The sequence below is a fragment of the Acinetobacter sp. A22 genome (genome assembly GCF_030913345.1).
GTDB lineage: Bacteria > Pseudomonadota > Gammaproteobacteria > Pseudomonadales > Moraxellaceae > Acinetobacter > Acinetobacter junii.
This window is the reverse complement of the sequence record NZ_CP133162.1, coordinates 556,785-583,570: the sequence shown is the minus strand read 5'-3', so window position 1 is coordinate 583,570 and position 26,786 is coordinate 556,785. Positions and strand designations below refer to the sequence as shown.

23 protein-coding genes are annotated in these 26,786 nt (G+C 38.2%); 8 read left to right on the top strand and 15 right to left on the bottom strand.

From position 1 onward, the window contains the following. Window positions 1–96: 96 nt before the first annotated feature. The 5 genes from cysN to Q9Q86_RS02965 all read right to left on the bottom strand — a co-directional run bounded on the left by cysN (window position 97) and on the right by Q9Q86_RS02965 (window position 6,754). The gene (cysN, locus tag Q9Q86_RS02985; protein ID WP_112986823.1) at window positions 97–1,710 is read right to left on the bottom strand and encodes a sulfate adenylyltransferase subunit CysN; all 1,614 of its coding nucleotides are present in this window, start codon (window positions 1,708–1,710) and stop codon (window positions 97–99) included. Window positions 1,711–1,792: 82 nt separating this feature from the next. After that, entirely contained in the window at window positions 1,793–2,701 is a 909-nt protein-coding gene (gene cysD, locus Q9Q86_RS02980) for a sulfate adenylyltransferase subunit CysD (protein WP_004913386.1), read from the bottom strand. A gap of 328 nt (window positions 2,702–3,029) precedes the next feature. Continuing rightward, window positions 3,030–4,481: a capsule assembly Wzi family protein gene (locus tag Q9Q86_RS02975; RefSeq protein ID WP_112986822.1), complete on the bottom strand. Its 1,452-nt coding sequence runs from the start codon at window positions 4,479–4,481 to the stop codon at window positions 3,030–3,032. A 149-nt stretch (window positions 4,482–4,630) separates the two neighbouring features. Continuing rightward, window positions 4,631–6,157, bottom strand: a complete 1,527-nt coding sequence (gene lysS, locus Q9Q86_RS02970) for a lysine--tRNA ligase (RefSeq protein WP_004953121.1) — start codon at window positions 6,155–6,157, stop codon at window positions 4,631–4,633. A gap of 159 nt (window positions 6,158–6,316) precedes the next feature. Then, window positions 6,317–6,754, bottom strand: a complete 438-nt coding sequence (locus tag Q9Q86_RS02965; protein WP_004913396.1) for an SRPBCC domain-containing protein — start codon at window positions 6,752–6,754, stop codon at window positions 6,317–6,319. 349 nt (window positions 6,755–7,103) lie between these two features. Between Q9Q86_RS02965 and rubA the strand changes: the two genes are divergently transcribed. The 4 genes from rubA to oxyR all read left to right on the top strand — a co-directional run bounded on the left by rubA (window position 7,104) and on the right by oxyR (window position 10,474). Continuing rightward, the gene (rubA, locus tag Q9Q86_RS02960) at window positions 7,104–7,268 is read left to right on the top strand and encodes a rubredoxin RubA (protein WP_004678010.1); all 165 of its coding nucleotides are present in this window, start codon (window positions 7,104–7,106) and stop codon (window positions 7,266–7,268) included. 78 nt (window positions 7,269–7,346) lie between these two features. Beyond that, window positions 7,347–8,528: a rubredoxin reductase RubB gene (gene rubB, locus Q9Q86_RS02955; protein ID WP_112986821.1), complete on the top strand. Its 1,182-nt coding sequence runs from the start codon at window positions 7,347–7,349 to the stop codon at window positions 8,526–8,528. Between the two features lie 89 nt (window positions 8,529–8,617). Beyond that, window positions 8,618–9,562: an esterase EstB gene (estB, locus tag Q9Q86_RS02950; RefSeq protein WP_004913400.1), complete on the top strand. Its 945-nt coding sequence runs from the start codon at window positions 8,618–8,620 to the stop codon at window positions 9,560–9,562. 6 nt (window positions 9,563–9,568) lie between these two features. Continuing rightward, window positions 9,569–10,474 carry a LysR family transcriptional regulator OxyR gene (gene oxyR, locus Q9Q86_RS02945; RefSeq protein ID WP_004953118.1) on the top strand — a complete coding sequence of 302 codons (906 nt, stop codon included), beginning with the start codon at window positions 9,569–9,571 and terminating at the stop codon, window positions 10,472–10,474. A gap of 59 nt (window positions 10,475–10,533) precedes the next feature. On the opposite strand, the gene dusB is transcribed toward oxyR, so the two are convergent. Next, window positions 10,534–11,559 carry a tRNA dihydrouridine synthase DusB gene (gene dusB / locus Q9Q86_RS02940; protein WP_112986820.1) on the bottom strand — a complete coding sequence of 342 codons (1,026 nt, stop codon included), beginning with the start codon at window positions 11,557–11,559 and terminating at the stop codon, window positions 10,534–10,536. A gap of 82 nt (window positions 11,560–11,641) precedes the next feature. Between dusB and Q9Q86_RS02935 the strand changes: the two genes are divergently transcribed. After that, window positions 11,642–12,850 carry a DUF1615 domain-containing protein gene (locus tag Q9Q86_RS02935; RefSeq protein WP_039046844.1) on the top strand — a complete coding sequence of 403 codons (1,209 nt, stop codon included), beginning with the start codon at window positions 11,642–11,644 and terminating at the stop codon, window positions 12,848–12,850. After that, on the top strand, window positions 12,817–13,494 hold the full coding sequence (locus tag Q9Q86_RS02930) for an HAD family hydrolase (protein WP_112986819.1): 678 nt from the start codon (window positions 12,817–12,819) through the stop codon (window positions 13,492–13,494). The genes Q9Q86_RS02935 and Q9Q86_RS02930 overlap by 34 nt, the downstream gene beginning before the upstream one ends. A gap of 40 nt (window positions 13,495–13,534) precedes the next feature. Here Q9Q86_RS02930 and proB read toward each other — a convergent pair whose 3' ends face one another. The 9 genes from proB to Q9Q86_RS02885 form a co-directional block, all read right to left on the bottom strand. Next, window positions 13,535–14,668, bottom strand: a complete 1,134-nt coding sequence (proB, locus tag Q9Q86_RS02925) for a glutamate 5-kinase (protein ID WP_112986818.1) — start codon at window positions 14,666–14,668, stop codon at window positions 13,535–13,537. A 15-nt stretch (window positions 14,669–14,683) separates the two neighbouring features. After that, on the bottom strand, window positions 14,684–15,901 hold the full coding sequence (gene cgtA / locus Q9Q86_RS02920; protein ID WP_004913416.1) for an Obg family GTPase CgtA: 1,218 nt from the start codon (window positions 15,899–15,901) through the stop codon (window positions 14,684–14,686). A gap of 115 nt (window positions 15,902–16,016) precedes the next feature. After that, a complete protein-coding gene (locus Q9Q86_RS02915; RefSeq protein ID WP_112986817.1) occupies window positions 16,017–16,697 on the bottom strand; it encodes a hypothetical protein in 681 nt (226 codons plus the stop codon). Next, window positions 16,697–17,413, bottom strand: a complete 717-nt coding sequence (locus Q9Q86_RS02910; protein ID WP_227540261.1) for an MFS transporter — start codon at window positions 17,411–17,413, stop codon at window positions 16,697–16,699. The genes Q9Q86_RS02915 and Q9Q86_RS02910 overlap by 1 nt, the downstream gene beginning before the upstream one ends. A gap of 165 nt (window positions 17,414–17,578) precedes the next feature. Beyond that, window positions 17,579–19,036, bottom strand: a complete 1,458-nt coding sequence (locus Q9Q86_RS02905; protein ID WP_112986816.1) for a glyceraldehyde-3-phosphate dehydrogenase — start codon at window positions 19,034–19,036, stop codon at window positions 17,579–17,581. Between the two features lie 249 nt (window positions 19,037–19,285). Then, window positions 19,286–20,233, bottom strand: a complete 948-nt coding sequence (gene rarD / locus Q9Q86_RS02900) for an EamA family transporter RarD (RefSeq protein ID WP_112986815.1) — start codon at window positions 20,231–20,233, stop codon at window positions 19,286–19,288. 103 nt (window positions 20,234–20,336) lie between these two features. Next, window positions 20,337–20,921 (bottom strand): lipocalin family protein, encoded by a 585-nt coding sequence (locus Q9Q86_RS02895; RefSeq protein WP_112986814.1) that lies wholly within the window; start codon window positions 20,919–20,921, stop codon window positions 20,337–20,339. A gap of 120 nt (window positions 20,922–21,041) precedes the next feature. Beyond that, the gene (uvrB, locus tag Q9Q86_RS02890) at window positions 21,042–23,066 is read right to left on the bottom strand and encodes an excinuclease ABC subunit UvrB (RefSeq protein ID WP_112986813.1); all 2,025 of its coding nucleotides are present in this window, start codon (window positions 23,064–23,066) and stop codon (window positions 21,042–21,044) included. An 84-nt stretch (window positions 23,067–23,150) separates the two neighbouring features. Beyond that, complete coding sequence (locus tag Q9Q86_RS02885) at window positions 23,151–23,843, bottom strand: SDR family NAD(P)-dependent oxidoreductase (protein WP_112986812.1); 693 nt, start codon at window positions 23,841–23,843, stop codon at window positions 23,151–23,153. Between the two features lie 223 nt (window positions 23,844–24,066). Here Q9Q86_RS02885 and Q9Q86_RS02880 point away from each other — a divergent pair, with 223 nt between their 5' ends. Beyond that, on the top strand, window positions 24,067–24,855 hold the full coding sequence (locus Q9Q86_RS02880) for a hypothetical protein (RefSeq protein ID WP_087540049.1): 789 nt from the start codon (window positions 24,067–24,069) through the stop codon (window positions 24,853–24,855). A 259-nt stretch (window positions 24,856–25,114) separates the two neighbouring features. After that, window positions 25,115–26,746 carry a S8 family peptidase gene (locus Q9Q86_RS02875; protein ID WP_112986811.1) on the top strand — a complete coding sequence of 544 codons (1,632 nt, stop codon included), beginning with the start codon at window positions 25,115–25,117 and terminating at the stop codon, window positions 26,744–26,746. Window positions 26,747–26,786: the final 40 nt, after the last annotated feature.

Here is a 26,786-nt window from a genome sequence, read left to right as displayed (position 1 = left end):
AATTGTACTCTGGATGAATAATTTACTTAATGCCTAAGCATTTATAATCTATAAAAAAACCCGCTTTCGCGGGCTTTTATAAATCAGTTCAGATAATTATAAACGAACTAATTCAACAATTTGTTCTGCTGCTTCTTCAACAGTTTCAACAGTTAGGTCTGTATCCGTACCTTCAACGGTAGTTGTAATGACAACAACACCTGTTTCACGTAACAAATTGATCTGATCAACTGATAATGTAGATTTTGCAATCGCCACTACACCCTGTTGGATCAATAAACTTTCTAAGGCTTGAGCATTTTCGATTAATTGTGCAGAAATACCTATCACAGCAGGTTTCTGACCTAAACGAGCAGCACGATCTTCTGCAGTAACTGGATTGCTATGCGCAGTCCACTCAACAGCAGCTTCAACCATACCTGCACCAACCGTAACGTTGCTTAAACGATCAATAAAGATAAATGAACCTGTATAACGACTGTCTTGGTATTGATCAAATACAACTGGTGCATCAAACTCAATAACCACATCAGCAATTGCATTCAACTCTAGCTCTTCAACTTGTGTATGTTCAAGTGTATTGACATTAACTCGGAAATTAATCGCTGTAACTTTAGCTGGTACAGTTTGGGTACCAATCTTCACGTTATAAAGTTTGCCTTTAACTAAAGGATGTTCAGTCATCCAAACAACTGAAGCACGAACGCTACGTGAAATTAAAGGTTGCTCGCCTGCACGAACCAATACATTACCACGTGAAATATCAATTTCATCGTTCAATGTAAGTGTCACTGCTTGACCAGCAGCTGCGCTTTCAAGATTTCCATCAAAAGTTACAATTTCTTTAACTGTTGATTTTTTACCTGAAGGTAGTGCTACGATTTCATCGCCTACTTTGATTTCACCAAGCGCAATCGTTCCTGCAAAACCTCGGAAATCAAGGTTTGGACGATTCACGTATTGAACAGGGAAACGGAATTCATGTTTATTCGATTCACGTTTGATTTCCACTGATTCAAGAATATCCATCAACGTTTGACCCTTGTACCAAGGTGTGCTCGCAGATGGATTTACAACGTTATCGCCATTGAGAGCTGAAATTGGAACAAAGACGATATTTTCTGGACGACGGTTGCCTAACTGATTTACAAACGCATCATATTCAACTTGAATTTCATTGAATCGAGTTTCAGAAAACTCAACCAAATCCATTTTATTGATCGCAACTACGATATTTTTGATGCCGAGTAAACTTGCAATGAAGGTATGACGACGTGTTTGTGTTTGAACACCATATCGCGCATCAATCAAAATGATTGCAAGATCAGCAGTTGAAGCACCAGTCGCCATGTTGCGCGTGTATTGCTCATGCCCTGGTGTATCCGCGATGATGAACTTACGTTTCTCAGTTGAGAAATAACGATAAGCAACATCAATAGTAATACCTTGTTCACGTTCAGCTTGTAGACCATCTACAAGTAGTGCAAGGTCAGGTGCATCACCTGTTGTACCTACTTTTTTACTGTCTCGAGTAACTGCTTGCAATTGATCTTCATAGATCAACTTTGAATCATAAAGTAAACGACCAATAAGCGTTGATTTACCATCATCGACGTTACCGCAAGTCAAAAAGCGTAGGAGGTCTTTATTTTCATGCTGTTTTAAATACGCCAAGATGTCTTGGCTAATAAGATCTGATTGATGAGACATTGCTCAAAACTCCACATATTCTTTAGAAATCATTTTTAATTTCCCTAAATCCCTCTTTCTAAGAGAGATTTACTTTAGGAAATTAGAAGTAACCTTCCTGCTTTTTCTTTTCCATCGAGCCAGCTTCATCATGGTCAATCATTCGACCTTGGCGTTCTGAACTAGTGGCCAAAAGCATTTCCTGAATAATTTCAGGCAAGGTATCTGCTTCCGATTCGACTGCACCTGTTAATGGATAACAGCCTAATGTACGAAAACGCACTGATTTCATTTGTGGAACTTCACCCTCTTTTAAACGCATACGCTCATCATCTACCATGATCAACGTACCACTGCGCTCTACCACTGGACGTACAGCAGAAAAATAAAGAGGAACGATTTGAATATTTTCCAGATAGATATATTGCCAAATATCTAACTCAGTCCAGTTAGATAATGGGAATACACGAATGCTTTCCCCTTTGTTTACTTTACCATTGTAAAGATTCCAAAGTTCTGGACGTTGGTTTTTAGGATCCCAACGGTGTTTCGTATCACGGAATGAATAAACACGTTCTTTCGCACGTGATTTCTCTTCGTCACGACGTGCACCACCAAAGGCAGCATCAAATTGGTATTTATCCAAGGCTTGTTTTAAGCCCTGAGTTTTCATGATATCCGTATATTTTGAACTACCGTGATCAAATGGGTTAATCCCAGCATCACGTCCTTCTTTGTTCTGATGAACAATCAAATCAAAGCCATGTGTTTTCGCCATGTTATCGCGAAAAGCAATCATGTCCTTAAATTTCCAGCCCGTATCTACATGTAGTAATGGGAATGGGAGTTTTGCTGGATAGAAAGCTTTTAATGCTAGATGAAGCATAACCGCCGAATCTTTACCAATCGAGTAAAGCATCACAGGGTTTTCAAACTCAGCAGCAACTTCACGGATGATGTGAATACTTTCAGCCTCAAGCTGTTTGAGGTGAGTTAATCTATTCTCAGTCATGTACACTTCCTCCTTTATTCATGCTACCCATAAAATCTATAAGCGGTCTTACACCACCACTTGGAAGACCGTGTGGAGGAACGAGTATCATAACAACTCCAATTTTTCGTGATATCGATGTTATTACCAGAACTTAATTAATGATCTAGTAAGGTTTATTCATTATAATAATTTAGAGAGAGTTCTTTAGCTTGTTTTTTCATATCAATATGCAAAATTATGATATGAATATATAACTTCATTATAAAAGTGAAATCATTTATTTTTATTCTAAAGTAAGAAAAGAAGCCAGTTTCAGCTTCTTTTCTTGGGATTATGATGTTTAAAATTAGAAACGGAACATGTTACGTTCTAATGGAATTTCAACACCTACAGAAACGCCACCATCATTGCCATTTAAATCTGAATCACTTACCCAACCATTAATTTTAAGAGGGATTGTTGGCTTTAAATAGTGTGTCCAAGTCAAGTCTAAACCTTTCACAGTGTCAGCTTCTGGAAAAGCTGCATTGTTATCTTGCACACGTTGAGTTTGACTTACTTTTGCATAAATAACACGACCACTTAAACGATTCATTACATCAAAACGAACATTTCCACCAACAGAATACATCTGACCATCTCCCCCCATTGCATGGCCTAATGGGAAACCATGTTGATAGTAGCCATCCGTGTAGATAGTATGACTATAGGAAATACCTTGTGCTTTACCATTTGTACGTGTGTCAGCCCATTCAGCATAAAGTTGATATGGCATATTTTTATAGCTAGAAGAGAAATCTGCACCGCCTAAGTACATATATTTTGCTGGTAGTCGACCTGCTTCATCTTCACCAACAAACTGTGTATATAAACTTACAGGCACATTAAATAGAGGTTGCAAAAATAATCGACCATCGAATCCTGCAATTTGGTTAGAAGGATCAGCCTCGCCAGTTCCTCCATTGTCTTTACTACCTGTCCAAGCATCCCATAATGAGCTTAGACTCTCTGGTCGTCCTTCTCCACCCCATTGAATCGCTCTTGAAGCTCCTAGCTCTAAAGCAGGAAAAGGACGAGCAGTTAAACGTAATCCAATCAGTTTTGCGTCTGGTATAGCTTTATAGTCATCTAATTGACCTGCAAAAGCCTGATATTGCCAAGGTCCAATCCAAGACAACCATTTTGTTTCAAAAGCATCTTGAACTGCACGTTGTACAGTCACACCATATACAGGACGACTTGCATCGCCACGAATTAAGCTACCATCATGCCCTGGTCCCCAATAAGTTGGAATTTGACCTGCAATAACCCATTGATTCCAAAGCTTACCAGCTATATAAGAGCCCTCTACATTTGCATCATTTCCATTATCAATTAATGGATCTTTTTCACCGTTGACACGAAGTTTAGCATCCCAATTGTCACCACCAGCATTCAACTCAGCTGCGATTTGATATTGAGATTTTTGGTTATCACCAAATGCTTGAGGAACTGTCTTTAAATCTGTACCAGCATGCAAACCCACTTTTACAGTTGCATTGTCTGCCTGCAAAGTGTTTATCACAGAGTTCACAACTTTTTGCTGTGTATTATTAGTCACTTTCGCTTGTGACAACGCTCTTTGAATTTCATCACCACTTAACGGCCATGTAGATGTACTGATTTGAATGACACCTTGCTGGTTTAACCAATTTAGATCAGTACGTAAATTTTCATCGTTGAGCACTAAGCCTTGCGCAAAAATAGTGGATGAAAACGAGGCAAATAATGCGATAGAAAGCGATTTTTTTAGAAACATGTCCAAACTGTTCTCAAGTTTATTTATGAGCACATCATCGTTTTTTTAGAGACACATTTCAATCCTCTAACCAAACAATTACATTTCTTAACGCAGAAAACAAAGAAGCCACTCTTAAGAGTGGCTTCTTTTATTAATCAGTCAAATGTTTAATCTTTACGACGCATATGCGGGAATAAAAGTACATCACGAATACTTGGGGCATTCGCAAACAACATAACGAGACGATCAATACCAATACCTTCACCTGCTGTTGGCGGTAAACCGTATTCTAGTGCTTCAATAAAGTCCGCATCGTAATGCATTGCCTCATCATCACCAGCATCTTTCTCAGCAACTTGGGCTTGGAAACGCTCTGCTTGATCGATTGGATCATTTAATTCCGAGAAACCATTTGCTAACTCACGTCCACCGATGAAAAACTCGAAACGATCAGTAATATGTGGATTATCATCATTACGACGTGCAAGTGGAGAGGTTTCAGCAGGATATTCGGTGATAAATGTTGGCTGACGCAGCTTAGTTTCAACTGTTTCTTCAAACACGATGGTTTGTAACTTACCTAAACCAAAGCCTGGCTTAACCTGCTCTTTTAATACTTCTTGAGTAAACTTAGCCAAGAAATCACGGTCATTTACATTTTCAGGTGTGAAATCTGGATTGTGTTCAAGAATCGCATCAAACATTGAGATTTTCTTGAATGGACCTTTAAAGCTATATACCTCTTCACCATAAGGTACATCTGTTGTACCCAAGATATCGATTGCAAGTTTCTCAAGCATATTCTCAGTCAATGCCATCAGATCTTTATAATCAGCATATGCTTGGTAGAACTCAATCATCGTAAATTCGGGGTTGTGACGAGTTGAAACACCTTCATTACGGAAATTACGGTTGATTTCAAATACACGTTCAAAACCACCTACCACTAAACGTTTTAAGTAAAGCTCAGGCGCAATACGTAAATAAAGCTCCATATCTAAAGCGTTGTGGTGTGTTACAAATGGTTTTGCAGATGCGCCACCAGGAATAACATGCATCATTGGCGTTTCAACTTCCATGAAACGTTCATTGGTTAAAAATGCACGAATACCTGCAACAACTTTGGCACGAATTTCAAATGTTTTTCTTGTTTCTTCGTTGACAATAAGATCTAAATAACGTTTACGGTATTTTGCCTCGGTGTCAGTTAAACCGTGGAATTTATCTGGTAATGGGCGTAATGATTTGGTTAGTAATTCAAAACCTTCAAGATGCACATATAAGTCACCCTTACCTGAACGACCAATATAACCTTCTGCAGCAATAATATCGCCAAGGTCTAAACTTTTTATTGTTTCTAAAATATCAGCAGCTAAACCTTTACGATCAACATAAAGTTGGATACGACCAGTCATATCCTGAATCACCATAAATGATCCGCGGTTGAGCATGACACGACCAGCAACTTTTACATAAACCTTTTCACCGCCTTCAATTTGCGCTTTATCTAAATCTTTAAATTGCTCTTGCAAATCAGCAGCATAGTGCTCACGTTTAAATGTGTTTGGCCAAGGGCTTTTGCCAGTTTGTTTGGCAGTATCTTGGATTTGCTTTAATTTGGCATGACGCTGTGCGATTAAATCGTTTTCGGAAAGTGTCTGTTCAGAAGTCGATTGAGCGTTTTGTTGCGTCATCTCTGCCTCGATTAAGTAAAAAATGAAGTGACATAGAATAGCAGATCACAACCCATTTTCGTATTGTTTCAACCAGACAATTCAAAAAAATGAAGATTTTATAAAATTTTCAAACTGATACTTTGCAAATTTAGAACAAAAACCCAAGCCGAATTAGACTCATTTTTCTGCTAAATGTTTAACCATCGCCAATCCTTGATCAAAGCCATTATTCATCATCTCTTCGTATTCAGGTTGAATATCGACTTCTACATGAAGTTGCGTTTCTCCATTGTAATCAACCAACAAATATTTTTCCAAAGAGCCAGCCCAAGCTTTCACATCCTCACTATCAAAATCCTCTTGACCATCTTTAATCATTCCGAGGTGCTTGAAAACAATTTCATTCGGCTCATCTATTCGTTCTATTGTCGATACCATCCCATTTCCATCACCATCAGTAAAATAGGTTTTACCACCTACTTTCCAATCAGACTTCATTTGGGAATCACAAGAAAAGAATTTTGTCCAAACATTATAGGTTTCATTTCCCCATAATATGTCCCAGACTCTTTCAGGAGTCGCATAAATTCTAATGTTGTAACTTAGCGTTTTCATAAATATAACGTCCTTATTATTGTGATAATTCATCATAACTTATTTTCAAATGTATGTTTTTTATTCAAACCAAACTTATACGTTTCATTATTTTTCAGCAAATAATAAAGTCCTCGATATAAAATTAATTAGAGTAATTGCTCAAATAACAAGACTTTCGGCCCAAATTGCCATACCACTTTTTATATAAATGATTAAACTCTTGCATTTACTTTACTTAAATGTCGTTCTGCGTAAAAATCTAACTCCAGATCAACACAAGTTAGTTGTATTGCAGCGATCGTAACGACATTATGGAATAGTTTTACTGAAAGGCAATTTGAGCATACCTATCAGTTTGGAGAGTCACATGAAAAAATATCAATGTATCGTTTGTGGTTGGATTTATGACGAAGCAGAAGGCTGGCCACAAGACGGCATTGCAGCAGGGACAAAATGGGAAGACATCCCAGATGATTGGACTTGCCCAGATTGCGGCGTTTCAAAAGCTGATTTTGAAATGGTTGAAATCTAAATAGAACTAAAAGACCATGATCATCATGGTCTTTTTTTCTTATGTTTTATTTTTATATTAAAAAAATTGGAGAATGTAATGCATCCTATCGTCATCATCGGATCAGGCATGGCTGGTTATACTGTTGCACGAGAATTCCGTAAACTGAGTCCTGAACAAGAACTCATGATGATCTGCGCGGATGATGCGGTAAACTATGCTAAACCAACATTATCCAATGCTTTTGCAGGTAATAAAGCACCTGAACAAATTGCTCTAGGTGATGCTGCTAAAATGGCAGCCCAACTTAATATGCGTATTGAAGCGGCAACTTTGGTAAAAGAAATTCATCCTGAAAACCATGAAATCACGTTAGAAAAAAATGGTGAGATTTTCAAACAAGCCTATTCAAAATTAGTTCTTGCAGTGGGTGCAAATCCGATTCGTTTAGCAATTGCAGGCGATGGTAGTGAAGATATTCACGTGGTCAACTCATTGGTTGACTATAGTGTATTCCGTGAAAATCTAGCAAAACGCAAAGACAAACGCGTTGTGATTCTCGGAGCTGGATTGATTGGCTGTGAATTTGCGAATGACTTATTACATAGCAACTATGACATTACCGTCATTGATTTAGCACCTCAACCACTTGGACGCTTATTACCAACTCATGTTGCTGAAGCATTTAAAACCAACTTAGAAGAAGCTGGGATTAAATTTGCACTTTCAACTACTGTTGAGAAAGTTACCAAAATTAATGATGGTGAAGACTACGCTGTGACTTTGGCGAATGGACAAACTTTGGTTGCAGATATTGTTCTTTCTGCTATCGGTTTACAACCAAACACTGCTTTAGCCAAAGCTGCCGATATTCAAACTAGTCGAGGTATTATCACAAATACACTACTAGAGACCAATCAAGCTGATATCTATGCAGTGGGTGACTGTGCTGAAGTAAATGGAACTTTGCTTCCATACGTCATGCCTATCATGCAACAAGCACGTGCTTTAGCAAAAACTTTAAGTGGTCAAAGCACAAATGTTCATTACCCTGCTATGCCAGTTGCGGTAAAAACACCAGCTGCACCTCTTACTGTTTTACCTGCACCAATTGATGTTGAAGTGAATTGGGAAACTGAAGAGTTTGATGATGGTATGCTTGCTAAAGCAACTGATGCTAAAGGGACATTAAGAGGTTTTGTTTTATTAGGTGCAACTGCTGGTAAACAGCGTTTAACTTTAACTAAACTCGTACCGGACTTGATTCCTGCTCAAGCTTAAGGTTTAAATAACAGAGTTTATTGAGAAATGGGTTCCAATAAACTCTCTCCCGAAAGTAGATAAAAACAATTCAACTTGGAATGAATACCATGAACAGCGCACTTCAATTTAATGTCTCTCCTTATGCTCCATTTATGCAAGAAACCAAAGTTACTTTGGGTAATGGCATTGAGTTACATGTTGAAGTTGGGGGAAATCCTGAGCATCCAACAATTTTGTTGGTGATGGGTTTAGGCGCGCAAATGCTGTTTTGGCCAGATTTTTTTTGCAAATCCCTAATTGATCAAGGATTTCGTGTTATTCGATTCGATAATCGCGATATTGGTTTATCTTCAAAAGTTCGTCATAAAGGACAACGGCTGAATACCATGAAACTCATGAGTCGATTCATGGTCGGATTAACCAATGAAGGTGCACCCTACACGCTTTATGATATGGCTGACGATGTAGCTATGCTAATAGATCAGCTAGGTTTAGAAAAAACCTATATTATCGGTGCCTCTATGGGTGGCATGATTTCACAAATCGTAGCAGCTAAATATCCAGAAAAAGTTGAGAAAATCGGTCTTTTATTTACAAGTAATAATCAGCCGTTTTTACCACCACCTTTTCCGAAACAGCTCTTTAGCTTAATTGGAAAACCTGAAGCTCATGATGAAGATGCGATCGTCAATCATAGTTTAAAAGTATTTCATATTATCGGCTCTCCTGGATACGTTAACCAAGTAGAAGCAATTCAGACTATTCGTAAACTATATCGTCGTAGTTTCTACCCAGCGGGTGTACTTCAACAATTTTTAGCAATATTATGTACAGGCTCATTGCTGCCACTCAATAAGACTATTAATCAACCAACATTAGTGGTACACGGTTCAAAAGATCGCTTATTACCGCCAAGTCATGGGAAAGCGGTTGCAAAAGCGATTTCTGGTGCTAAGTTTGAATTAATTCATGGAATGGGGCATGATATTCCTGCACATTTCATTCCTCAACTTAGTGGTTTGTTTGCACATCACTTTAAATCATCACACTAGGACACTATGGCTGCATTACCCTCATTAAGACAGCTATCATATTTAGTTACGTTGTCAGAAACTTTACATTTTACTGAAGCAGCTCGTCGATCATTTGTTACCCAATCAACATTATCGGGTGGCATTATGGAATTGGAGCGTCTTTTAGGTGGCGTCTTAGTTGAGCGTGATCGTCAAAACGTCCGTTTGACTCCTCTAGGTGAACAGGTTGTTGCCCGTGCGCGTGTATTACTAGCTGATGCACAAGATTTGATGCGCCTAAGCCGAGAAATGAGCGAACCATTAACAGGTGATTTGCATCTTGGAATTATTCCTACAATCGCACCTTTTATCTTGACACAACTTTTAGATGAAGTTCATCGTCAACTTCCTAAAATACAACTTCATCTACATGAAGCACAAAGTGAGAAAATTGTCGAAAAATTAGAACACGGCAATTTAGATATGATCGTTCTTGCTTTGCCATTCGATACTCGTGGTTTAAAAGTTGCTGAAATCGCTAAAGAAAACTTATTTGTTGTTTACAATAAAAAAGATAAGAATGCGGCTGAAGCAACTTCATTAGATGATTTAGATTTAACACGTCTCATGCTTTTAGAAGAAGGACATTGTTTACGTGATCATACACTGAGTGCTTGCCCAGTCGGTGAACGTAAAAATGATCACCGTTTAAAAGCGAGTTCACTACCAACGCTTGTTGAAATGGTGTCTTCTGATTTAGGTTTTACTTTATTACCTGAGATTGCTTTGAAGAACAGTATGATTCACTTTAATGAAGAGATTGCTGTCAAATCGATCGGTGATGCCCCAAGCCGCACACTCGCTTTAGTGACTCGCAAAAGTACTCCACTACAAAGCGAGTTCGATGTAATTTTTCAGATTTTGAAGAAAATCACTGCGCATCTAGAATAAAATAAAATGCCTGTAATATGAATTACAGGCATTTTTTTAAAGAAAAACAGTAAAAATTTCTATTTTATTTCCAATAAATTTACTTGCTCAACCTGTACATCACTCATGCGTCGACCTTGATCTAATAATTGGTCAAAATAAGACTCAACCACTTTGGCTTGATCAGCTGTATTTTCAACTTTATACATGTTTTGACGAAATTCGTTGCTAGAGCGTAAACCTTTCGTATACCAAGCAATATGTTTACGGGCTATACGGCATCCTGAGTATTCACCATAAAATTGATACAGCTCAGCTAAATGCCCCATTAAAACTTGTTTCACTTCTACAATTTCTGGTGCCGCCAAGTGCTCCCCTGTCTCAAGATAATGCGCAATTTCTCTAAAAATCCATGGTCGTCCCTGAGCAGCACGCCCGATCATAACAGCATCAGCACCAGTATAATCTAAGACATATTTTGCCTTTTCAGGACTATCGATATCACCATTCGCAATCAAGGGAATATTTATGTTTTTTTTAACTTCACGAATTAATTCATAGCGAGCAGTATTTAAATACATATCTTCACGTGTACGACCATGCAAGGCTAAAGCTGCCACACCAGCATCCTCGGCACGCTTCGCGACACGAAGAATATTTTCCTCACCATTTAAAAAGCCAAGGCGTGTTTTTAAAGTTACAGGTACATCCACTGCTGCAACGACAGCATCTAAAATCCTTGCCACGAGATCTTCATCTTGGAGTAATGCCGAACCCGCGAGTTTATTACATACTTTTTTCGCAGGACATCCCATATTAATGTCAACGATTTGCGCGCCATTCGCAACCTGATATCGTGCAGCTTCAGCAAGTTGCTCTGGATCAGAGCCAGCTATTTGTGCTGAAATTGGAGCAAGTTCACCGTCAAAATTAGCTCTGTACAAACTTTTTTTGCTCATGCGAAGCGTTTTATCAGCGGTCATCATTTCACTAACCGCATGACCTGCACCAAAGTATTTACATAAGGTTCTGAACGGTCTATCGGTTACACCCGCCATAGGTGCGACAATCAAATTATTTGACAGTTGATATGGACCAATATACATATATTTTCTTACAAATTCTGATCAACATAGTATACTTCATTCGCCCATTCAGCTCATCTTTTTATGCGGTGTTGCACTGATTATGAATAAATCGACTTCGACTCGTCCCTTTTTCAAGACTATTAGCATCTTAACTGCATGCATAAGCTTAGCCGCTTGTGGTGATAATGCTTGGTGGTCAAGTGACAAAGATCCTGAGATGGAGGCTGATCAAATCAGAAAGGTCATTCCTGCACGTGTAAATGATCGTGAATCTTGGTCTCAAGATATTTTCGATATTATGCAAGAGCTAAGCATTCCTAAAACTAAGCAAAATGTATGTAGTATTGTCGCTGTAGTCGATCAAGAATCGAACTTTGTTGCTGACCCTACAGTACCTGGATTAGGTGCAAAAGCGGTTGAGGAAATTAACTCAAGACTAAAAGAAAAGTTCGAAGCAAAACTTGGCGAAAAAATTGGTGGCACAGTCGCTGGTTATTTTGAAGATGTACTCAAAAACCAACCTTCACCAGAAAACAACTATATGAGCCAGATGCGTAAAGTACAAACTGAACGCGAATTAGACTTACTCTATCGAGAAATTTTCGATTACATGGCTCAACATTATCATGTGAGTGCATTAACAGGCGCAGCCAAACTGGTTGGGCAAGACATTGGTGAGAAGTTAAATCCAATCACCACATTAGGCTCAATGCAAGTACATATCAATTATGCAAAAGAGCATAAACGTAAAGCAGGAGGCATAGCCGAGTTACGCAATGATCTTTACACTCAGTATGGCGGTCTATACTACGGTATTCATCGTTTAATGGAATACCCTGCTGATTATGATGAAGCAATTTATCGATTTGCAGATTATAACTCTGGAATGTATTCGAGCCGTAATGCTGCCTTCCAAAAAATGCTAGGTGCATTAACAGAAGCTGAAATTAGTTTAGATGGTGACTTACTCCTATACAATAAAGACGGTGATGTAAAATCTACACAAAGCCAAACTGAAAAAGAATTAATTGCTGTTTTTGCTCAAAACAATATATTGGTAACTCCACGACAAATTCGTGCCGATCTGAAAAAAGAAAAAGAGAAAAAATTTGAAGATACTCAAACTTACTTAGCTGTTCAAAAACTTTATCAAAAGAAAACCAACAAAGAACCAATGTATGCTGTCATGCCTCAAGTGGTCATTTCAGGGCCTAAATTGAGTCGTGATTACAATACAAATTGGTTTGCAAGTCGTGTTAACGGGCGTTATGAGCAATGCATGCAAAAAGCAAAAAGAATCAAACTATAAATCTTGCACTCTTTGATTTTGACGGGACTTTATATCCCAAAGATAGTTTTACTGGGTTTATCTTTTACACCCTTTCAAAACGACATATTGTAAAAAATGGCTTGAAAATTCTGCCATGGATTCAAGCCTATTATTTAAATTTATATCCAGCACATGCAATGAGACCAAAACTTTATCAAAGCATGTTCAAAGATATTCCTGTCGATTTTGTAGATCAACTATCACAAGATTATGCAAAAAAAATAATTAAAAAACTTGATTCAAATTTAATGAAACAATTGCATAAACATCAACAACGTGGCGATCATATTGTGCTGGTTTCTGCTTCAATTGATTTATACCTTAAATATGTTTGTAAATTTTTAAATATCGAACTTATTTGCACAGTAACTGAAATACAAAATGGTCATTTAACTGGTTTTTATCAGTCAGAAGATTGTAGTCGAGAGCAGAAGAAACGACGTATATTGGATCAATATAATCTCTCTAATTATCAACATATTTATGCGTATGGTAACAGTGAAGAAGACTTAGAAATGCTATCTATTGCTGATTTTACCTATATGGTTGGCGAAGATAAGCCATTACCAAAAGTCGATGATTCTCAAGATCATGACATGTGGAAGAATGTTAAAAAAATATAAAAAAAGCCCGCTTGAAGCGAGCTTTTTTACACAGAGTGAATTAATAAATCGCCATGTGATCACGATGGATCATTTCTAGTGAACGCGCTTCACCAAGTACTTGGTAGACTTTTTCGGAAGACAGTCCCTTAACCATTTCAGCTGAGCGCGAACTAAAATTCACACGACCAACGGCAATTCTAGCGCCGCTCTTATCTACACATTCAACAACATCACCGCGATCAAAATGCCCTTCTATCGCCTTGACACCTACAGGTAATAAACTACGATGTTTAAGTTTGATCGCTTCAACTGCACCGTCATCTATAACTAAACGACCCGCTGTTTGCAAATGCGCAGCCAACCATTGCTGATGTGCTGTGACACGGTCATTATCAGTCGTAAATAAAGTGCCCAACATTTCACCCGCCATCAAACGAGCAAGTACATTTTCACTTTCACCACTGGCAATTAAAGTTGGACAACCAGATTTTGCAGCAAGGCGAGCTGCGCGAACCTTGGTAACCATACCACCACGACCAAGTACGCCACCACCGCCTGCCATTTCAAACAGCGTGTCATCTAATGCACGAACAGATGAGAATAATTTAGCATTAGGATTACTGCGTGGATCTGAATCAAACATCCCTTGTTGATCAGTCAAAATAATCAACAATTCAGCCTGAACTTGCCCCGCAACCATTGCTGCTAAAGTATCATTATCACCAAAACGAATTTCGTCAGTTGATACCGTATCATTCTCATTAATTACAGGAATGACTCGCCAATCGATTAAATTCTGTAGAGCATCACATGAGTTTAAATAGCGACGTCTGTCAGCTAAATCATCATGTGTAAGGAGTACTTGTGCAGTTTGGATACCATACTGATCAAGTACGCTAGACCATGTATGAATCAGTCCCATTTGACCAATTGCAGCGCAAGCCTGCAGACTGGGTAGATCAGTGGGTCGACTCGCAAGCTTCATGCGTACCATCCCTTCTGCAACTGCTCCTGAAGACACGAGAATGATCTCGTGTCCGGCATTGTGTAGATCAGCAATTTGCTTCGCCCAGTGGGAGATCGCATTCAGATCTAAACCTTGACCATTTGCAGTGAGTAGAGATGATCCGATTTTAACAACGATTCGTTTACACGCATTGAGCTGACGTTGCCCATCGACCACTTCTATCATTTTATCCTCGGTTCACTAATCACGAACGTAGATACTTTCTACGCCGCCTTCATCTTCATCATCATCAAAATCTTCATCATCGTCCAAGTCAGCTTCACGCTGAGCTTTACGCATAGCACGATATGCTTCTTTTGCTGCGATGGTTTGTTCACGCGTTTCAGCTTCAAGCTGTTCACGTAATGCTTTAATTTCTGCAGCGTACTCTGGATCTTCAACTTCGCGCTCACGTTGTTGCTCAATTTGATCCATTAAGTAATAAACAACTTCTTTAGTACCTTCTGCCATCAAACCAGAAGTTTTAAATACAGGACCAGTCCACTGCAATTCATCTAGAATGTGCTGACACCACTCATCTCTCGATTCTTCAGGAAGTTGATCAAGTTTATTTAATACAAGAACAATCGGAAGTTTTGCTAATGTCGGAGAGAATTTTTCTAATTCAGCTAAAATTGCACGTGCATTATAAGCTGGATCTGAACCATCAATTGGTTGTACATCAACAATATGCAGAAGAATACGTGTACGTGCCAAGTGCTTTAAGAAGCGAATCCCTAACCCTGCACCTTCAGCTGCACCTTCGATTAATCCAGGAATATCAGCCATAACAAATGAACGATGACGATCTGCATCTACAACACCAAGATTCGGAACCATCGTTGTAAATGGATAGTCAGCAACTTTTGGTTTTGCCGCACTTACAGCACGAATAAATGTCGATTTACCAGCATTCGGCATACCGAGTAAACCTACATCTGCTAAAACTTTCAATTCTAAACGAACTTCACGGTACTCACCTTTGATCCCGTGTGTACATTTACGTGGTGAACGATTGGTAGATGATTTGAAATGAGTATTTCCCAAACCACCATCACCACCGTTTGCCACTTTTACACGTTGACCGTCAGCAACTAAATCACCAATGATGTCGCCTGACTCGGTATCTACGATTGTTGTACCAACAGGTACTTTTAAAATAATGTCTTCGCCACCACGACCTGAACAGTTCGCACCTGAACCATTCTTACCACGTTCAGCACGGAAACGTCGTGTGTAACGATAATCAACTAGGGTGCTGGTATCATCATCGGCTTGAATATATATACTTCCGCCACGTCCCCCATCGCCCCCATCAGGGCCACCAAAAGGGACAAATTTTTCACGGCGAAAACTGGCTACGCCATTGCCACCGTCGCCAGCCTCTACGGTTATGACTGCTTCATCAACAAAGCGCATGTGCCAATCCTCTAAAATCTTAAAAGCGGACTATTTTGCCACATTTTAATAAATTTCTCGAATAGAATAATCAGCAAATGCATATCAAACGCTAAAAAAGAGTTTTTTGTTACCTTTAAGGCTTTACATTCTTCAATGGCAAATCCATTTTCATATCTAAATTAGCTTTTGTGTCTTGCACTGAGTTATACATGATTGCGTTGAATGAGGAAATATTACTCATATTGATAGCATCATTCATATAAAAGCTTGGCTTAAATTGATGTTTTACAGGAAGTGTAACCGATTCATCGAATCCAAAATAAACTGGACCATCAAACACAATTTTAACTGGAATGGTATATGTCCGCTTTAATTCAAATGGTATGTCTAACTTAACTGGCACATTCAATTTGAGTGGAAATTTAGGCAATAATTTATTTTGATAAATTAAATCAGTGGATGTTTCAATAGGCATAAGCTCATCCACTTTCAACATCGTCTGATAATTAATGTTGACCGTAATTGGTGTTTCAACTTCAAAACTCAAATCCGCTAAATATTTTCCTTTTAACGGCAATTGTAATGTGCGATCAATATCTAAAGTAGTTTGTAATTGACCTTCAGACCGAACTCGTAAATGTTCACCTACTTGAATTTTAGTTCCTAAAGATTCAGGCAATCGAATATCAGCTTGTTCAGCCGATACAATCAAAGATGCCTGAATATTCAGATAAAACCAAAATAAAATCGCCACTAACGTAGTGAGAATCACAAAACTGATCAATAAACTTTTAAGTGATTTGGTGATATCCATTACTCACCTATTTTAACGTCATGAGGTGATGCAGGCTCATCAACAGGTTGAGTTTTTACACGATCTAAATATATTGTAGATAGTGGAATTTTCAACTCACCGTCTGCAATTTTTACAGGAAGTGTATTTTTCACATCTACCGATGCACTTAACTCAGAAGTAATCGGTTCGTTTAATTTTCCTTGAATTGGAATATTGGCATCAAGCTGTGCTTTTAGAGGAATATTTAGATTTTCTTTAAGCACTGTTCGTACAGGCGCATCAAATTTCAAATGAACTTTTTGATGTAAAGGAACTTGAATATCTATCGGCACAGCAAGTTTTAATGGAATCGTGCCTTTTAATGGCAACGTGACATCATTACCTAATATTTTAACTTGAACTTTGGTATCAATTGGTAAATTTTGATTTACCTGAATTGTTTCCTTAACTGGAATAGTTGTACTAATTGGTACGAGATTATCAAAATAAACTCTTGGTGTAAGTGTTTGTGTTAAAGGAACATTAAGCTGCTCATCTATTGGGATTTTTGCATTGACTCGACCATCAACATCTACATTAAGTGCATCTTTTACTTTTACGCGGACTTGCAATGGTTCTTGTAAATCAATCGCAACATCTTGATCTTTTAAAGGTATATAAATGTTGAAGTGTTTAAATACCCACATTGCAATATAAACACCACATAGGTTTGCAACAATGATAAGACCAAATATCGCCTATAAACGTCTAAACTGCAACAATGAAGTAATCCTAACTAATCCTATCCCTTTGTGATTATTTTCGTCTATTTTAATGTTTTAATCTGCATAGATTCTGTACAGTCAATTAAAAAGCCCAGTCTAAACTGGGCTTTTATTGTATAGCTTTGCTAACAAATATTATGCATTTGTTTCAGCAGGAACTTTTGCATAGCTCACGCCACACATTTGTTCAGCAATACGTAAAACTTGACAGCTATAACCCACTTCGTTGTCATACCAAACATAAGCAGTTAAACGGTTACCAGAAGTGATTGTTGCCTGCGCATCAAATACACCCGCAGTACGAGAACCGATAAAGTCACTAGATACAACCTCAGTTGAGTTTGTATAGCCAATTTGACCTTGTAGATTAGAGTTGATCGAAATTTGACGAATGTATTCGTTTACTTCTTCACGATCCACTTCTTTCTCTAACGTTAAGTTCAAGATCGCAAGAGAAACGTTTGGTGTAGGTACACGTACTGAGTTACCAGTTAATTTACCTTTAAGTGCTGGTAATGCTTTAGCAACAGCTTTAGCAGCACCAGTTTCAGTAATAACCATGTTTAGTGTAGCTGCACGACCACGACGATCAGCCTTGTGATAGTTATCGATCAAGTTCTGGTCGTTAGTGAATGAGTGAACTGTTTCAACATGACCATTTAATACTTTGTATTTGTCATCTAAAACTTTTAATACAGGTGTAATTGCATTCGTTGTACAGCTTGCTGCTGAGATGATTTTGTCTTCATCTAAGATATCAGCTTGGTTCACACCAAATACAACGTTCTTCATGTCACCCTTACCAGGTGCAGTCAACACAACACGAGCAACGCCAGCGCATTGTAAGTGTTGGCTTAAACCATCAACATCACGCCATTTACCTGTGTTGTCGATAAGAAGAGCATTATCAATACCGTAAGCTGTGTAATCTACTTCGCTTGGGCTTGATGCATAAATCACTTTGATGAATTGACCATTTGCAATGATTGCTTCGTTTTCTTCATCAACTGAGATTGTGCCGTCGAATGTACCGTGAATTGAATCACGACGTAACAAAGAAGCACGTTTTGATAAGTCACCATCAGATGATTTACGCACAACAATCGCTTTTAAACTTAAGCCACGACCTAAACCAGATTGACTGATGATTAAACGCGCTAAGATACGACCAATGCGACCAAAACCGTAAAGCACAACATCTTTTGGCTCAGCAGCTTCTGAATTACCTTGGATAGAAGAAACAGCGTTTGCAACAAAAGCGTCAACATCACCACCTTGATTTTTATATTCAACAGCAAGTTTGCCGATATCAACTTCTGCAGAACCAATATTTTCAACTTCCATCAACGCTTCCAAGATTGGGAAGGTGTGAACAACTGAAAGCTCAACGTCTAACATACGTGTACGACGATGAGTTTTTAAAATTTGGATCACTGAACGGTTAATTAAAGAACGACCGTAAACAGAAACAACAATATTTTTCTCACGGTATAATTGACCAATTAAGGTAATCATGCGTTCCGCGATTTCTTCACGGTTTTTCCAACGACCTTGGTGTTCTGCGTGTAAGGCAATGATAGTTTCTTTGCTCACAGTTACGTCCTCTAATTTATATATACTGGGCGTGAATTTTAAAACGCCACAATTGTAATAGAATTATCATCAATATTGAATCAAAAGCTGCTAATCGGGCTAAGATTTTGTCCCAATTGACTATAAATTCATAAAATACCTATAATTATTTTTATGATTATTAGAAAATCATTTCTATTCAGGCATTACTCTTATTAATTCACTCACTCATAATCTTCGCAGCTTACAAAAATAACTACACCTACTTCGTTATTCTACTTCATCGCTTGGTTTTATACGTTTAGGGTAGTGCTTGAGGTTGACCTCAAGTTGATTCTGACGTCGTTTCTGCTCCAAGAGATGTAAAGTACCTTCTAAAATTAGCACCAATACTGCCAACCAAATAGGAATATAAGTCAGCCACTCTTCCGCACCAATTTTTTCACCCAGTAACAAAGACACAAGCGCCAATAAAACAGGCTCTAAATAGCCCAATAGACCAAAAATAATTAATGGCAAATATCGACTAGCTAAAATGTAACTCCCCAGACCAATTGCACTAAGTAAACCTAGACCAATAACCACAAAAAATAAACTTGGAAACTCTAAAAACTTCACATACGGTGTTGCTCCTGTATGTGTAAGAAAAATAGCAATTGGCAGTATCAACAATAAATCCCACCAAAAACCACCCAAATTATCGGTATGTATCTGCTTTCTTAAAATAAAATAAGCGGCATAGCCTATCGCTACAAATGTTGTTTCCCAAGCAATACTTCCCAGTCGCCAAACCTCATGCCCCACCCCAAATACAGCTAGTAAAACTGCGACCCACTGAAATTTTGAGAGTTTTTCTCCATAAAGAACACTTCCCGCTAGCACTAAAACCAAAGGAAGCAGGAAATAACCTAAAGAAACTTGTAACCCCCGACCATGCATAGGCCCCCATAAAAACAACCAAAGTTGCGCTGAGGTAAGTATCGAAGTAATTATTAATAATAGAATTAAACTTGGCTTAGCTAATATTCTTTGAAAGATCGATTTGATATGAACCAAATCACCACTCATCCACATAAATAAAGTTAAAAATGGTAATGTCGCAATAATACGCCAACCAAAGGTTTGCTCACTATCGAGCGCCCCCAAAAACTGAGTATAAAAATATAAAACACCGAACGTTACTGAAGCCAAAATAGAATAGGCTATTCCTTTAAACATTTTGAACCTCAGCGTTATTAGACGCTTTAATAAATACTTGACTTATCCACTATATAAAAATAAAAAAACCATGCAAGCATGGTTTCGAATAAGTATAACTTATTTATCGATGGTCGGGAAAAATTACATCGCTAACATCAAAACCTAGAGATTTTGCATAGTTTAAATATTCCAAGATGGTTTCTTTTTTAGGATTAGGGGTTCTAGATAATACCCATAAATATTTACGTCTCGGTTCACCAACTAAAACTGTTTGATATTCTTCATCCAATTTCAAAATCCAGTAGTCGCCACGTGCTAAAGGAATCCATCGAACACCTTCTGGTAAAAAACTCACACTTAATTTTGTGTTAAATGGAGCATTTACGACAAAGGCTTCACCTATACTTTGCTGTAAATTTCCATCTTTATCATAACATTTATTATCGACAACAATATTGCCATTTTCATTGAGTGTATAAGTCGCTGAAATGTTGTAAGCACATTTACGTTCAAAGAACATAGGTTTGCGTGCAACTTCGTACCATACTCCCAAATACTTATCCAACTCCACCTTATCAACAGTTGCTAAAGGCTTTGTTTGAGCATATGCGATTGTGCCAGCAGCCAAACCTGTTAGAACAACACCACCCACTGCAATTTTAGCTAGTCGCCAACTCGCTTTTGGAAAAGTTTTAATAAATGGCATGGGAAATCCTCAAAACAGAAATTTGTTATAAATAGTCATATAGTTAGCTTAGTAACATAGCTCAATTTATAAACAAAAACTGTTGCGATATGTATCATCTAACAGGATTTATCTCCACAATTATGACTGCAACATATGCGCTTTCATTCGAACAATCTCATCACGTAATCGAGCTGCTTGCTCAAATTGTAACTCTTTCGATGCTTTCAACATTTCCTTTTCCAATTTAGAAATGTGTTTTGCAAATAACTTTGGATCAGAGAGTAAGTGTTGCTCATCAGCACTGATTGACTGAGCTTGCTCAAGCACTTTTTCATCGATCTCATCATCACTGAGCACTTCGCCAGTATCAATTTCTTTAATGGTTTGTCGCACAGCACTGCGTGGTGTAATACCGTGAAGCTCATTGAACTCGATTTGCTTATTGCGACGACGCTCAGTCTCATCCATAGCCTTACGCATAGAATCAGTAATGCGATCAGCATATAAAATTGCTTTACCCTTCACATTACGGGCCGCACGACCAATAGTTTGAATCAATGACCGTTCTGAACGCAAGAACCCTTCTTTATCCGCATCTAAAATAGCGACTAAAGAGACTTCTGGCATATCCAAACCTTCACGCAACAAGTTGATCCCAACCAGTACATCATGCACGCCTGTGCGTAATTCATGAATAATCTTTACACGCTCAACCGTATCAATATCAGAATGCAGATAAGCTACCTTGACACCATACTCTTTTAGATATGAAGTTAAATCTTCAGCCATTCGCTTGGTCAGTGTGGTCACAAGGACACGTTCATTGACTTGTTTACGGACGTTAATCTCAGATAAAACATCATCCACTTGCGTCAACACTGGACGCACTTCAATTTCAGGATCAATTAACCCTGTAGGACGAACCACCTGCTCAACAATTTGTTCTGACTTTTCCAACTCGTATTGCGCTGGTGTTGCACTGACAAATACCGTCGTCGGAACAATGCGCTCCCACTCTTCAAATTTCATAGGACGGTTATCCAAAGCACTCGGTAAACGGAAACCGTAATTCACTAAGTTCTCTTTGCGCGAGCGGTCTCCTTTGTACATCGCCCCAATTTGAGGAACTGTTACATGCGATTCATCAATAATCAGCAAAGCATCTTCAGGAATATAATCAAACAAGGTAGGTGGTGCTTCGCCTGCTCCTCGACCTGAAAGATGACGTGAGTAATTCTCAATCCCGTTGGTATACCCGAGCTGTTGCATCATTTCTAAATCATAGCGTGTACGTTGCTCAATACGTTGAGCTTCGAGCAATTTATCATTGTCTTTGAAAAATTTAAGCTGATCTTTTAATTCATCTTTAATCGTATCAATCGCACGGGTTAGATGATCTTTTGGTGTTACATAATGACTTTTCGGATAGATTGTTACACGAGGAACTTTACGCACCAATTTACCTGTCAAAGGATCAAACCATCGAATCGAGTCAACCTCATCATCAAACAGTTCAACGCGAATGGCATCTTGATCAGATTCAGCAGGAAAAATATCAATAATTTCACCACGGATTCTATAAGTACCGCGTAAAAACTCTAACTCGTTGCGTGTGTATTGCATTTCAACTAGACGACGAATAATGTCATCTCGGCTGACGCGATCCCCTTGCACGATATGCAATAGCATTTGCATATAAGCATTTGGATCACCCAAACCATAAATCGCCGATACTGAAGCAACAATAATTGCATCTCTGCGTTCTAATAATGCACGAGTTGCAGAAAGTCGCATCTGATCGATATGATCATTGATCGCTGAGTCTTTTTCAATAAACGTATCTGAAGAAGGAACATAAGCTTCAGGTTGATAATAATCGTAATAACTTACAAAGTACTCAACCGCATTATTTGGAAAAAAGGCTTTAAATTCTCCATAAAGCTGTGCTGCCAGGGTTTTATTATGTGCCATAACGATGGTTGGACGTTGCGTTTGAGCAATCACATTTGCCATCGTATAGGTTTTTCCAGAACCTGTTACCCCTAACAACAATTGATTGCGAAAACCTTGTTCAATTCCTTTGACTAATTTTTCAATCGCCTGTGGTTGATCTCCCGCGGGTTGGTAATTTGTCACTAAGTCGAAAGGTTGATTTTCGCTCACAAGCACACTCTTTGATAAAATTTAAAAATAGTTTAACAAATCAATCTGGGCTAGTTGCTGCTTTTCAAGTTTAGTTGCATTTTATTAATAAGGTAACAACTGCCCATCCCAATTTAATAATTTCCCATGCTGATGTTTAGATAAGTTGTTCATCACGGCAATTAACCGATCGGCAGTTTGCTCAGCACTATATAATTTTTCTGGTGAAATATTGCGTTGGAATGGTTTAGATAATTCTGAATCCGTTGTTCCTGGATGAATACTTGCCACGAGAATATTTGAAGATTTACGTGCCCATTCAATACTTAAATTTTTAATGAACATATTCAGTGCGGCTTTGGTCATTCTATAGCTATACCATCCTCCTAAGCTATTATCCTCCAAACTCCCGACTTTAGCCGACAAGGAGAGCCATTTTAGATCATAATTTTTATTTAGAATTGGGGCTAAGGCTTGTGCAAGATGGACATGAGTCATTACGTTTTGTGACAAAGATTTATAAATCCATTCATCTCGAATTTGACTTAACATTTTCTCAGGCATATTAATATCTTCATGCAGCACACCTGCACAACAATAAATTTCTGAAACCTGAATATGATCCAAAAATTCTCGTACATGTTCTATTTGATCTGGGTCTGACAAGTCAGCTTGTAAATCACATTCTCTAAGCTTCTGGCGACTAATAGCATAAACTTGCTTTGTAGGTTGATGAATTAACTGTTTAAAAAGTGCATGACCAATTCCACCTGAAGCCCCAGCAATAACGATACTCATTTGGATCCCCTAAAGATTAATCATTTTTCAAACTTGAGCTTAGACAATAAGATGTGAATTTCATGTCACGAGAATTTTATCGCAATTCCCTTAACTGATTTGAAATAAAAAAGGCACTTAAGAATTTGAAATTCTTAGCATAACAATTAAATATTTTTTTACTTGACCCTATTACAAATCAATAGCAACATGGTTGCAACGACAACGCAAAATACGAATTCCAATGACATATCAATACCATGACGAAACAATCATTACAGAGCTTCCAGAAGACACTGTTTTTGTTTTTGGAAGTAATTTAGCAGGTATTCATGATACTGGAGCTGCACGTATAGCTGCACAACATTTTGCGGCGGTAAAAGGTGTTGGTCGTGGTTGGGCTGGTCAAAGTTTTGCTATTCCAACGCTCAATGAACATTTGCAACAAATGCCTCTTCCACAGATCGAACATTACGTTAATGATTTTAAAATTTATACGAAAAATCATCCCAAAATGAAGTATTTTGTGACCGCACTTGGATGTGGAAGTGCGGGTTATAAATTTTCGGAAATTGCACCGTTGTTTGAAGGCATTTCAAATAATGTGATTTTCCCACAATCCTTCAAACCCTATTTAGAACCTGACCGCAAAAGACTTTTCCCAACATTGACTCAAGAATGGGTGAAAGCTTTTATCAAAAATGAAGTTATTTTTTTTGATGAATACGGTTATGAATCTTATGAAGAAGCTCTCAACACGACTTCGTTGTCACCTGAACAGCAACAAATTGCATTACAAATTTTAAAAGAACCGATGTACCCATGTGATCGGTATGATCGTGGTCGTGAATATGAAATTAACGATACGCTCAAACATTTATCTAGCTTATTTAATTTTGATGAAAATGACGAAAAACCGATGATTTTCATTGGGACGATTATTGCATTGATGGAACTATACGAATTTGATGAAGATGACTTCATTCACCTATGGAATGGAGATATCCGAATTGATCATAGTGTAAATCGTTAATTGATAAGATCAGCTAAACCAAATCCCACAATAATGACAAATACAAGATTTGGTTTACATGGTTCTCTATTCGATAACTGACACACATTGCTGCGTACATATTTGATTTACATCAATATTATTACAAAAAATTTTAGCTTCATCACACTGACTTATTACTTTCATACTTTATCCGCCTATAATCAACATCTGATGAATAAAAAGCACACATAATAAGGATCAGATTGTGTGATTAAACTTAATCAATAGGGACATCTGAATGAAAGCTCAATCTCGTAAATTTATTGTTGCAACATCTGCAATTTCGATCATGGCTTTAAGTTATGCTGCGTTTAATCAAAGCAATACAAATCCAACTGCTCCAGTTAAAACCAACTCGATCAATCAAAGTACAACAAACTCTCTATCTACAACTCCATTATCAGTCGCAACACCCAAATTAAAAAGCACGATTCAAGCCCCAACAAATTCAAATACACCGATTAAAAATCAATATATTGTGGTTTTAAATCCATTATCCGAGTTACCGAGTACAGCTGCCAAAAATATCGCTCAACAATTTGGTGGAAAAATTCTATTTGTTTATTCAAAAGCAGTTCGCGGCTTTGCGATCAGTATTCCTGAAACAGCAAGTGAGCAATTTATTCAAGCAATGCAAAGAAATCCTCAGGTTAATTTCATTGAGCAAGATGCTGTCATACAAACTAATCTAACCACTCAGTCAAATCCTTCATGGGGCTTGGATCGAATTGATCAAAATAATCTACCACTCAGCAAAAGCTTCAGTTATGAAAATACTGGTGCAGGTGTTAATACCTATGTTGTAGACACAGGAATCTTGTCAACACATCAGGAATTTACAGGCAGAATTCAAAATGGTTTTAGTGCGATCAATGATGGTCGAGGGACAGAAGATTGTGATGGTCATGGCACACATGTAGCTGGAACTTTAGCAGGCACCACATATGGTGTAGCTAAAAATAGTCTTATCACCCCAGTGCGCGTTCTGGACTGTAATGGCTCTGGTGCAATGAGTGGTGTGATCTCAGGCTTAGATTGGATTATTCAAAATGGTCGCAAACCCGCTGTTGTGAATATGTCACTGGGTGGTAGTGCCTACAGCACATTAGATACTGCTGTTGATAATCTTGTGAATAACGGTTTCGTTACTGTAGTGGCTGCAGGTAATTCAAATACCGATGCATGTAATAGCTCACCTGCACGAGCGGCAAAAGCAATTACAGTTGCAGCAACAGACAGTAGTGATAATCGTGCAAGTTATTCAAACTACGGAAGCTGCGTAGACTTATTTGCACCAGGTAGCAATATTGCATCAGCATGGATTGGTAGCAACACAGCGACAGCCAATTTAAATGGTACGTCGATAGCATCACCTCATGTGGCTGGTGTCGTTGCAACTTTATTAGAAAGCTCCCCTACAGCGACTGTTCAAACAATAATAACTCAGTTACTCAGTTCTGCTACTGCGAATGTTGTATTAAACGTTGCTGGTAGTCCAAATAAGCTTCTTTACAACACTGTGTCGAGCGTAACTCAGCCGACTACTCCGACTTCGATTGTTAGAATTAGCCAATTAACTGGTTCTTCTGTAATCGTTTCAAAGTTAGGAACATGGCGCGCTAATGTCATCGCAACTGTGACTGATTCAAACAATTTACCTATCGCAAATGCGACAGTAAGTGGAGGTTTTAGTATTGGAGGAACATCAGTAAATTGCACGACAAATTCACAAGGTCAATGCCAATTGAACAGTGGTAATATCAGCCGATTTACGAGCAATACCAAATACAGTGTCAAAAATATTTCAGGTACTAATATGACTTACGCTTCTAGTAGTAATATCGTAAGCTCAGTTACCATTTATCGTTAATAGATAGAACCATTATAAAAAAACCTCGCAAGCTGCGAGG